The following is a 6,572-nucleotide window of genomic DNA, read 5'->3' on the forward strand; positions in this document are numbered from 1 at the left end:
GCCGAGCGATGACCGAGCGTCAGTCCTCCGGTGAGCGCAGGGACAAGGACCGGCCCTGGCTCATGCGCACCTACGCCGGTCACTCCACCGCCGAGGCGTCCAACGAGCTGTACCGGAACAATCTCGCCAAGGGCCAGACCGGTCTCTCGGTGGCGTTCGACCTGCCGACGCAGACCGGCTACGACTGCGACCACATCCTCGCCCGCGGCGAGGTCGGCCGGGTCGGGGTGCCGGTCGCGCACCTCGGTGACATGCGCCGGCTGTTCCAGGACATCCCGCTGGAGCAGATGAACACCTCGATGACCATCAACGCCACCGCGATGTGGCTGCTGGCGCTCTACCAGGTCGTCGCGGAGGAGCAGGGCGTGGACATCGCCACCCTCCAGGGCACGACCCAGAACGACATCGTCAAGGAGTACCTGTCCCGGGGCACCCATGTGTTCCCACCGGGCCCCTCGCTCCGGCTGACGACGGACATGATCTGCTACACGGTCCACCACATCCCCAGGTGGAACCCCATCAACATCTGTAGCTACCACCTCCAGGAGGCGGGAGCCACCCCGGTCCAGGAGATCGCGTACGCGATGTCCACCGCGATCGCCGTGCTGGACGCGGTGTTCGCCTCCGGGCAGATCCCCGAGGACCGCAAGGGCGAGGTCGTCGCCCGGATCTCGTTCTTCGTGAACGCGGGCGTCAGGTTCATCGAGGAGATGTGCAAGATGCGCGCCTTCTCCCGCATCTGGGACAAGGTCACGCGCGAGCGGTACGGCATCGAGAACCCCAGGCAGCGCCGGTTCCGCTACGGCGTCCAGGTCAACTCGCTGGGCCTGACCGAGGCGCAGCCGGAGAACAACGTCCAGCGGATCGTGCTGGAGATGCTGGCGGTCACCCTCTCCAAGGACGCCCGCGCGCGTGCCGTACAGCTTCCGGCCTGGAACGAGGCGCTGGGGCTGCCCCGGCCCTGGGACCAGCAGTGGAGCCTGCGCATCCAGCAGGTGCTGGCGCACGAGAGCGATCTGCTGGAGTACGACGACATCTTCGAGGGGTCGCACGTCATCGAGGCGAAGGTCGGCGCGCTGGTCGAGGAGTCGCTGGCGGAGATCGACCGGATCCAGGAGATGGGCGGCGCGATGGCCGCCGTCGAGTCCGGCTATCTCAAGGCGCGGCTGGTCTCCTCGCACGCCGAGCGCCGGGGGCGGATCGAGTCCGGGCAGGAGAAGATCGTCGGCGTCAACATCTACGAGACGACCGAGCCGAACCCGCTCACGGCCGATCTGGACACCGCGATCATGACGGTGGACCCGGCGGTGGAGGCACGGGCGGTGCGGGCCATCGGGGAGTGGCGCACCACCCGTCAGGAGTCCTCGGACCGGCAGGGCATGGGCGACCCGTTCCACTACCCGACCGTCGCCCAGACCCTGGAGCGGCTCAAGGAGGCCGCGGCGGGCACCGGGAACCTCATGGAGGCGACGCTGGAATGCGTCCGCGCGGGGGTCACGACCGGCGAATGGGCGGGCGCGCTGCGCGAGGTGTTCGGCGAGTTCCGCGCCCCGACGGGCGTGTCGTCGGCCCCGCTGGCCGTCCCCGTCGAGGAGGGCAGCGCGCTGGCCGGGGTGCGCCGCAAGGTGGAGCTGACGGCCAAGGAGCTGGACGCGGGCAAGCTGCGTTTCCTGGTCGGCAAGCCGGGCCTGGACGGGCACTCCAACGGGGCCGAGCAGATCGCGGTGCGGGCGCGGGACGCCGGTTTCGAGGTGGTGTACCAGGGCATCCGGCTCACCCCGGAGCAGATCGTGGACGCCGCGCTCGCCGAGGACGTGCACGCGGTGGGCCTGTCCATCCTGTCCGGCTCGCACGCGCAACTGGTGCCGGACGTGCTGGAGCGGCTGCGCGCGGCGGGCGCCGGGGACATCCCGGTGATCGCGGGCGGGATCATCCCGAACGCGGACGCCGAGCGGCTCAGGGCCGCCGGGGTGGCCGCGGTCTTCACCCCGAAGGACTTCGACATCACGGGGATCATCGGCCGTATCGTCGATGAGATCCGTACGGCGAACCAGCTCGACCCCCTGCTCGACCCCTGAGCGACCCAGTGACCGACCCCGTGACCGACCGCACGAACGACCCCTTGGAGGTCCCCGCATGACATCGCCCGTGAACCGTCTGCGTCCGCGGCGCTCCTGCCTCGCGGTACCGGGAAGCAATCCGCGCTTCCTGGAGAAGGCCCAGGGCCTGCCCGCCGACCAGGTGTTCCTGGACCTGGAGGACGCCTGCGCGCCGCTGGCCAAGCCGGACGCGCGGCACACCATCGTCAAGTTCCTCAACGAGGGCGACTGGACGGGCAAGACGCGGGTCGTCCGTGTCAACGACTGGACGACGGAGTGGACGTACCGCGATGTCGTGACCGTGGTCGAGGGCGCGGGCCCGAATCTGGACTGCGTCATGCTGCCGAAGGTGCAGGACGCGCGGCAGATCGTCGCCCTGGACCTGCTGCTCACCCAGATCGAGAAGACGATGGGCTTCGAGGTGGGCCGGATCGGCATCGAGGCGCAGATCGAGAACGCGCGGGGCCTGAACAACGTCAATGAGATCGCGCAGGCCAGCCCGCGGCTGGAGACGATCATCTTCGGTCCGGCCGACTTCATGGCGTCGATCAACATGAAGTCGCTGGTGGTGGGCGAGCAGCCGCCCGGCTACCCGGCGGACGCCTACCACTACATCCTGATGAAGATCCTGATGGCCGCCCGCGCCAACGACCTCCAGGCGATCGACGGACCCTACCTCCAGATCCGCAATGTCGACGGCTACCGCGAGGTGGCGCGGCGGGCGGCGGCGCTGGGCTTCGACGGCAAGTGGGTGCTGCACCCGGGCCAGGTCGAGGCGTCCAACGAGATCTTCTCGCCGTCGCAGGAGGACTTCGACCACGCGGAGCTGATCCTGGACGCGTACGACCACTACACGTCCGAGGCGGGCGGCAGGAAGGGTTCCGCGATGCTCGGGGACGAGATGATCGACGAGGCGAGCCGCAAGATGGCGCTGGTCATCGCGGGCAAGGGCCGGGCGGCGGGGATGTCCCGGACGTCGGCGTTCGAGATCCCGGAGGCGTGAGGCCATGCAGTTCGGGCGCACCTACGAGGAGTTCGAGGTCGGGGCGGTCTACAAGCACTGGCCCGGCAAGACGGTCACCGAGTACGACGACCACCTCTTCTGCCTCCTCACCATGAACCACCACCCGCTGCACCTGGACAGCAACTACGCCGAGAGGACGACGGACTTCGGCAAGAACGTGGTGGTGGGGAACTACGTCTACTCCCTGCTGCTGGGCATGAGCGTGCCCGATGTCTCCGGCAAGGCCATCGCCAATCTGGAGATCGAGTCGCTGAGGCATGTGGCGCCGACCTTCCACGGCGACACCCTCTACGGCGAGACGACGGTCCTCGACAAGTGGCCATCGAAGTCGAAGGACGACCGCGGGATCGTGCACGTGGAGACCAAGGGCTACAAGCAGGACGGCACGCTGGTCTGCGTCTTCCGCCGCAAGGTGATGGTCCCCACCCAGACGTACATCAAGGAGCGCGGCGGCGAGCAGCCCGGCCGCCCGGAGCTGCGGGAGAACTAGATGAGCCGCCTCGCCCAGACCGCAGGTCTGACGGACATCCAGCGGGAGATCCTGGCCACCGTCCGTGACTTCGTCGACAAGGAGATCCTCCCGGTCGCCACCGAACTGGAGCACCGAGACGAGTATCCGCAGGCCATCGTGGACGGCCTCAAGGAGCTGGGCCTGTTCGGCCTGATGATCCCCGAGGAGTACGGCGGTCTGGGCGAGTCCCTGCTGACGTACGCGCTGTGCGTGGAGGAGATCGCCCGGGGCTGGATGTCGGTGTCCGGCATCATCAACACCCACTTCATCGTCGCGTACATGCTGAAGCAGCACGGCACGCGGGAGCAGAAGGAGTACTTCCTGCCCCGGATGGCGGCCGGTGACATCCGGGGCGCGTTCTCGATGTCGGAGCCGGGGCTGGGCTCCGACGTGTCGGCGATCACCTCGAAGGCGGTCCGGGACGGGGACACGTACGTCCTGACCGGCCAGAAGATGTGGCTCACGAACGGCGGTACGTCGTCGCTGGTGGCGGTCCTGGTCAGGAGCGAGGAGGGCCACCCCGAGGGCACCGCCCCGCACCGGTCGATGACGACCTTCCTGGTGGAGAAGGAGCCCGGCTTCGGCGAGGTCCGCCCCGGGCTGACCATCCCCGGCAAGATCGAGAAGATGGGCTACAAGGGCGTCGACACCACCGAGCTGATCATGGACGGGCTGCGCGTTCCGGCCGATCGCGTGCTGGGCGGGACCACCGGCCGGGGTTTTTACCAAATGATGGACGGTGTCGAGGTGGGCCGGGTCAATGTGGCGGCCCGTGGCTGCGGAGTCGCCCAGCGTGCCTTCGAGCTGGGAGTCGGATACGCCCAGCAGCGCCACACCTTCGGCAAGCCGATCGCCCAGCATCAGGCCATCCAGTTCAAGCTGGCCGAGATGGCCACCAAGGTGGAGGCGGCCCATGCGATGATGGTGAACGCGGCACGCAAAAAGGATTCCGGCGAACGAAACGACCTTGAGGCGGGGATGGCGAAGTACCTCGCCTCCGAGTACTGCAAAGAGGTCGTCGAGGACGCCTTCCGGATCCACGGCGGGTACGGCTTCTCCAAGGAGTACGAGATCGAGCGCCTCTACCGCGAGGCACCGATGCTGCTCATCGGGGAGGGCACCGCCGAGATCCAGAAAATGATCATCGGGCGCAGGCTGCTCGAAGAGTATCGATTCCAGGGCTGAATGCCGGAGACGGGGTGTTTTGTTCGAGAAGAAGATCACACCCCGTAGGCGGTGTCCGTCTCTCGACTCGGCTTCCTGGCTTACCCAGTTGTGGCCATGAACCGCTACGATCGCCGGAAAGCCGCCGTCCCCCGTCCAGTGCGGCATCATCCGCTACGAAGGTCATCCATGCCCCACAGCCAAACCTCTGCACACCGAGACAGCCTGGCCGGCGTACGCCTCGCACGCGGAGCATCGCCGTGGCTTCTCCCGACCGTCGCCACCGCAGCCGTCAGCCTGCTGCGCGCCCCCCGCTCGGGTGCCGCCAAGGCCGTCGCCGTCCCCGCCACCGCGCTCGCGGCCGGGATGCTGTGGTTCTTCCGCGACCCCGAGCGTGAGATCGCCACGGGCCGGGTCATCTCCCCCGCCGACGGTGTGGTGCAGAGCATCATGCCGTGGAAGGACGGCCGGACCCGCGTCGCGATCTTCATGAGCCCGCTGAACGTCCATGTGAACCGCGCCCCGCTGTCCGGCTCGGTCACCTCGGTCGAGCACATCCCCGGTGGTTTCGTTCCCGCCTTCAACAAGGAGAGCGAGAACAACGAGCGGGTGGTGTGGCACTTCGACACCGAGCTGGGCGACATCGAGATGATCCAGATCGCCGGTGCCGTGGCCCGGCGTATCGTTCCTTACGTGCCCGAGGGAACCAAGGTCGAGCAGGGCGACCGGATCGGGCTGATCCGCTTCGGCTCGCGTGTGGACCTCTATCTGCCGGAGGGCGTGGAGGTCGCGGTCGAGGTCGGTCAGAAGACCGTGGCTGGGGTGACTCGCATTGACCGTGATTGACCCGGAGACACAGGCGGGCTGGGTACCCGAGGCCGAGGAACCCGACGAAGAGGAGGAGATGCCACTCTCGCTCCGCCTCTCGATAGCGGACACCCTCACCCTCGGCAACGCCACGTGCGGCTTCATGGCGGTGTACTTCACCACCACCGGCATCCTGATCCCGCACCTCACCGGCAGCCAGGAGACCGGCATGGCCCGCCACAGCGCGGCCACGGCGGTCATCCTCATGCTCTGCGCGGCGGTCTTCGACCTGTTCGACGGCCTCGTCGCGCGCAAGCTGCGCTCCTCTCCCATGGGCGCCGAGCTGGACAACCTCTCCGACCTGATCAGCTTCGGACTCGCCCCGGCGTACTTCGTGCTGGTCTACGGCATGGTCGCGGACGACGCGCACCAGCGGGTAGCCGCGGTCGGTGCGATCGTCGTGCTGCTGGCCGTGGTGCTGCGGCTCGCCCGTTTCTCCTGTGTGACCCCGCCGAACGGCATGTTCCAGGGCATGCCGAGCCCCTTCGGCGCGCTCACGGTCGTCTCCATCGTCCTCCTTGAGCTGCCCTTCGTGGCCACGCTGCTGGCGATCCTGGGCACGGCCTGGCTGATGGTGAGCCGCGTCGAGTACCCCAAGCCCCGGGGCCGGCTCGCGGTCGCCATGCTCGCCTGGATCGTGCTGAGCATGGGCCTGCTGGCCGCCTGGGCCTTCGACGCCCCGAGCGGCCAGCTCCTCCTCCAGACCGGCTGCGCGCTCCAGCTGGTCATGGGCGCGGTCATCCCGCTGTTCGCCACGGCCCGCCGGGTGAACAACTTCCGCGACAACCGCCGCGAGTCCCGGGCGGCACAGCTGCCGTAGCGGAACGGACACGAGGCGGATCTCGTACGACGTGCGGGGCCCCCGCCCGGCGGCGGGGGGGGGGCCCGCGCGCAGGCGACGACCGGC

6 protein-coding genes are annotated in these 6,572 nt (G+C 68.5%); all 6 read left to right on the top strand.

Features of this window, described 5'->3' with window-relative positions; translation table 11 throughout:
- Positions 1-8 precede the first annotated feature (8 nt).
- The 6 genes from ACFXAZ_RS02120 (at position 9) to pssA (ending at position 6,485) form a co-directional block, all read left to right on the top strand.
- Entirely contained in the window at positions 9-2,078 is a 2,070-nt protein-coding gene (locus ACFXAZ_RS02120; RefSeq protein WP_384583672.1) for a protein meaA, read from the top strand.
- 58 nt (positions 2,079-2,136) lie between these two features.
- Complete coding sequence (locus tag ACFXAZ_RS02125) at positions 2,137-3,102, top strand: HpcH/HpaI aldolase/citrate lyase family protein (RefSeq protein ID WP_384583675.1); 966 nt, start codon at positions 2,137-2,139, stop codon at positions 3,100-3,102.
- Between the two features lie 4 nt (positions 3,103-3,106).
- Entirely contained in the window at positions 3,107-3,613 is a 507-nt protein-coding gene (locus tag ACFXAZ_RS02130) for a MaoC family dehydratase (protein WP_384583678.1), read from the top strand.
- Entirely contained in the window at positions 3,614-4,819 is a 1,206-nt protein-coding gene (locus tag ACFXAZ_RS02135) for an acyl-CoA dehydrogenase family protein (RefSeq protein WP_384583681.1), read from the top strand.
- A gap of 168 nt (positions 4,820-4,987) precedes the next feature.
- Positions 4,988-5,644 (top strand): phosphatidylserine decarboxylase, encoded by a 657-nt coding sequence (locus tag ACFXAZ_RS02140; protein ID WP_384583684.1) that lies wholly within the window; start codon positions 4,988-4,990, stop codon positions 5,642-5,644.
- Positions 5,631-6,485, top strand: coding sequence for a CDP-diacylglycerol--serine O-phosphatidyltransferase (pssA, locus tag ACFXAZ_RS02145; protein ID WP_382692178.1), 855 nt, complete (start codon positions 5,631-5,633; stop codon positions 6,483-6,485). Before ACFXAZ_RS02140 ends, pssA begins: the two co-directional genes overlap by 14 nt.
- Positions 6,486-6,572: the final 87 nt, after the last annotated feature.

The organism is Streptomyces sp. NPDC059477, from assembly GCF_042749375.1.
GTDB lineage: Bacteria > Actinomycetota > Actinomycetes > Streptomycetales > Streptomycetaceae > Streptomyces.